Origin of the sequence: Planktothricoides sp. SR001 (assembly GCF_001276715.1) — a bacterium.
Lineage (GTDB): Bacteria > Cyanobacteriota > Cyanobacteriia > Cyanobacteriales > Laspinemataceae > Planktothricoides > Planktothricoides raciborskii.
Genome location: NZ_LIUQ01000116.1, coordinates 1 through 4,503, shown reverse-complemented (window position 1 = coordinate 4,503; position 4,503 = coordinate 1). Strand labels below are relative to the sequence as shown.

Annotated in this window: 2 protein-coding genes; both read right to left on the bottom strand. The window is 49.7% G+C overall.

What is annotated here, in order from left to right; all coding sequences use genetic code 11:
• A partial coding sequence (locus AM228_RS36535; RefSeq protein ID WP_156332139.1) for a DUF4347 domain-containing protein occupies nt 1–4,101 on the bottom strand: 4,101 nt, incomplete at its 3' end.
• A 219-nt stretch (nt 4,102–4,320) separates the two neighbouring features.
• On the bottom strand, nt 4,321–4,503 hold a 183-nt coding region (locus tag AM228_RS35810), incomplete at its 5' end, for a hypothetical protein (protein ID WP_231636980.1).

Genomic DNA, 4,503 nt, shown 5'->3' with positions numbered 1-4,503 from the left:
AATGGTGGATGTTCCCGTGGCGGTGGCGTTAAGCAGAGATAAAATTAAGGTTTCGTCGGTTTCGTCTATTCGGTCTCCGACTATTTCCACAGTAACGGTGGCTTGGGTGGCATTGGCAGCAAAACTAATGGTACTGCCTGTAGTAGTCACTCCCGTGCCAGTAATAGAAACCAGGTTATAGTCTATGGTGTTGGCTGCGGTGCCGCCAAAGCTAAAATCTATGGTGCTGGCTTCGTTGATTGCCCCGGCTCGCTCAATGGTAAAGTCGATTTGCTGAGTGCCGCTGTTGCCTTCTGTAATTGTAGGACTACTGTCGGTGAGAGTGTAGCGGATATCGTTATCGGTGATATGGGCATTGACACCACCCACGGTCATGGTAGTGAGATATTTGGTATCGGCGCTGTTGGTAATGGCGTGGGTGATGCTACTGACATGGTTGGATTCTGGGGCTGCATCATCCACAGCACGAACTGTCACCGTTTGCGGCGTGGTGCCGTTGGCATTGGTAAACGTTAAGGTTTGAGTGGCGGCAAAATTCTTGCCATCAAGACTAACCTCGGCTTGAGCATCTTCTGCTTTCACCGTTATTTGAACGTTGCCGGTGGGGAGGGTGTTCAGTTTTACAGTATAAGTATCTGTGGTGCTGCCCTCTGTGACTTCGGTGCTGCCTGCGGATTGAGCTATGGTGACTCCGGGGCTGTCATTATCCGTATTGGTGACGGCGACATCGGCGGGGTTGAGGTTGTTGTAGTTGGTGTCAGTAGTGGTGGTGTCGGGAGTGGTGATAATTTGGTAAGCGATGTCATCGTCTGCTACCCCATCATCTACACCCGTGATGGTGACAGTTTGGTAAGTATTCCAGTTGGTTGGTGTAAAGGTGAGGGTAGCCGGGGCAACGGTCGCTTCGGCGGTGTTGCTGCTGCTTAAGCCAATGGTGACATTGGCGGTTGGTTCGCTGGTTAAGCGGATGTCAAAGGTGGCTTGGGTGCCATCTTCGCTGGTGTTGCCGCTGATGGGCAGGATATCAAATCCGGCGGTGTCGTTGTCAGTAATGGTGAAACTGCCGGTGGTAGTTGCTCCTAGCTGAATACCTGCCGATGGGTTACTAATTGTTAAATTAGCCGTTTCGTCGATTTCATCGAGGTTGTCATTGGCAATGGTGAAGGTGACTTGTCCGCTGCTGGTGCCATTAGCAATGGTAATTTGAGTGGGAATGGTGCCAGCGAAGTCGGCGGCGGTGGCAGAGCCGGTTAAGGCCAGGTCAACGGTTTGGTTGCCAAATACTGGGCCTGCGGCGGTGGCTGTCACCGTGATGGCGGTGGTGCCTGCTTCGGTGCCGGTGGTGGGACTGATGGAGAGGTTGACTGTTGGTGGGGGAATGGTGATGGTGAAGGTGGCCGCAGTGGAGGTATTAGAGCCACCGCCATTATCTTGAAGTTGGACGGAGATGGTGGCAGTGCCGGGGGTGCCTTTGGGGGTATAAGTGAGGGTGCCGTCGTTGGCGATGTCTGGCAGGCTGGTAAATAAGGTGCTGCCAGAGGTGACGTTAACGATAAAGTCTTGGACTGCTTGGCTGCTTTCGTCGGCAGGGCCGAAGACGAAGGTGTTGGCCCAGTTGGCAACGGTTTGGGGGGTGTTTGTCCAAGCGGCGAGGGTTTGGTTGCCTGCGTTGCTGAAACTGGGTGCGTCGTTGACAGAATTAACTGTAATCGTGAAGGTTTGGGTGGTGGAGGTATTGACGCCGCCGTTAGCAGTGCCGCCGCTGTCTTGGACTTGCACATCAAAGGTGGAAGTGCCGTTGACATTGGCGGCGGGGGTATAAGTGAGGTTGCCATTCGCATCTATCGCTGGTGCTGTGGCAAATAATCCCGCGTTGCTGATGTTGCTGACGGTGTAGGTGGCTGTTTGGGCCGATTCGTTGGCAGCACCGGGGTTGAAGGTTGCCCAAGCCGTTACCGTCTGGGCGCCTGCGTCTTCGTTTACTGCGGCTGGGTTGCCGGTAGTCGTGAAACTGGGCGCGTCGTTAACGGCGTTGACGTTGACAGCAAAGGTTTTAGTTACTGTACCACCATCGCCATCGGTGACTGTAACGCTGATGTTAGCAGTGCCATTGGCATTGGCTACGGGAGTATATTGGAGGGTAGCCGTGCCATTATTATTATTAGTAATGGTGGGCGTACCCGTTAAGCCTGTGTTATCAGAAGTCGCGGTGAGAGTCAGAGCATTAGTTGCGGTTTCGATATCACTAATACCTGTGAGAGTAATCGTTTGTTGTGCCGCGTCTTCATTAATCGAGGCGTTAGCAATGGTGTTGATGAGGGGGACATTGTTATTTTTTGAGGCTAATGTGTAGTAGCCATCATTAAGTAGTCCGATATCAACATTATTAAAAGTTACTTGGTCGCCAGTAATGCTAAAAGTGCTGTTAGTCGTGAAAGTGGCATTGTTAACGTAAGCGAAATTACCTGTGGTTCCAGAGCGATATAATAAATGATATTTTCCACTAGGAGTACCACCTAATCCTGAGTCGGAAAAGTCGAAGGTCAGGTTAGCTGTTCCCCCATTAGTATTGACATCAGTTTTATCGAGATACCACACACGAGACAAACGGTTATTTGCACCTGTGGGAAGGTCTGTTGTGACCAATGTAGCAGGGTTCGCGGTTGTGTCTTTTTGACCTGCAACAAGATAGTCACCATTGTCTTTTAAAAATGTGCCATTATCAATGATTAAGCCGCCTGTGGTATTACCAGAAATGTTAGTGCCGTTGGCTTCTTTGCCAATTCCTGCTACATTCCAGTCGTAGTCACCATTGGCTGGTGTATCACCTACATATTTATCGTTACTGATGGTGATGTTGTATTTAGCACCAAGGTAGTTATCAACTAGGGTACGTTCGGCATTGTTCAAAGCTTTGTCGTACAATATGACTTCCGAAATATCCCCATTGAAAAACCAGTTAGGTGTTGTTTCGGTTGTTCCAGCCCCTACCCGGAGAGGTTTGCTTGTATTTTGAATAAAAGTAGTGAGGGCTGTACTGGTTTGCGTGCCATTAACTGACAGTGTATTTTGACTGCCGTTGTAAGAACCAGAGGTAATGTACCCTGTATTGAAAGTCAATGCAGTAGAATCCGTGGCGAAGTTCCAAGGACTTTGTGGCAGCCACGATGACCATTTATTATCATCTTGAGCGTATAGTATATATCCTTGTTGTGGCCCTGAGTTCCGGCTCGTAATAGGAGAACGAAAGGTTCCTGTGCCACCCGCAACTTGGGTAACTGTAATAACAGTGAATTGAGCCGGATTCAAGCTGGCATTATAGGCGACTTCATAGTATTGGCTGCTGCCATTAAATGAGAGGGTGGGTACGTTATTTAAGCCCGCCGTTTTATAGATTGGTTGATTCGCAGCATTAGGTTGAGACAACGCGATACTATTACCAGATGAGTCGTTCCAAGTGCCGACAGCAGCGCTATTTGTGGCTCCTGTGATAGCATCGGCTTTTAGCCATAATTTTAAGTTATTTGCACCAGTTCCAACTCCACCCAACCCATCGCCTAAAACACCAGTATAAGCGGCGGTGACTTCGGGAGAAAATGCTAGGGCTGATTTAATTTTACCTGTAATAAATTCTAAGTTCCAGTTCCCGCCTAATTTCTCATTACCCGTGGGAGTGGTGGAGGCAGCGATATCCGCTTTGGTGAGGTGGGCTAGTTGTTGGATGAATGCCTGACCTGTGACTCCTAGGGCGACGTTACATCCATATATATTGATGTCGGCATTATCGGCTAAGGCAGTTTGCCATTGCTGTAGCTGGTCTTGGTATTGTTCTAGGTTTTCGGTGTTGAGGGTGCTGTTGCCTAGTTTTAGGCTGCCCGGGCTGCCGTGGGAGATGATGTGGATAGATTGTAGGGGCAAAGCATTCGCGCCGACATCTTGTGGATTCTCCAGCCAATCTATACGCGAATGCTTCGCCCCAAGGATTTCCGTAATTTGCTCGATACCATCCCGGTTGGGGTTGAGGATATGGACAAAGGTGGCCGGTTTGACTCCGGCAGCGAGACTTTGATAGTCGGATACGGTGGGGTCAATGATGACCAATTCGCGCCGCTGCCCACCTTAGTGGGCAGCGGCGCCCGGGCCATATTTTTCCTGGGGTGAGTTGGCTGCGGAGGTGAGACTGATTGTAGGCATGATGTTTTCTCTAGCTAACTAAGTATTTGCTGAGGTTCCTGGTATAAGCTTCTGAATGATTGTAGTAAGTTTTTTTCGATTTAAGCAAAGTGGCAAGAAACCGGGTTTCTGGGTTAGCTGCGGATGCTACAGATAACTGTGATATGCCGAAAAGAAGCCCGGTTTCTGGGTTAGCTGCGAGGACGAAGAAACCGGGTTTCTGGGTGGTCTGCGGGGACTAAGAAACCGGGTTTCTTTTTTGGATTCCACAGATAACTGTGATATGCCGATAAGAAACCCGGTTTCTGAACGATCTGCGGGGATTAAGAA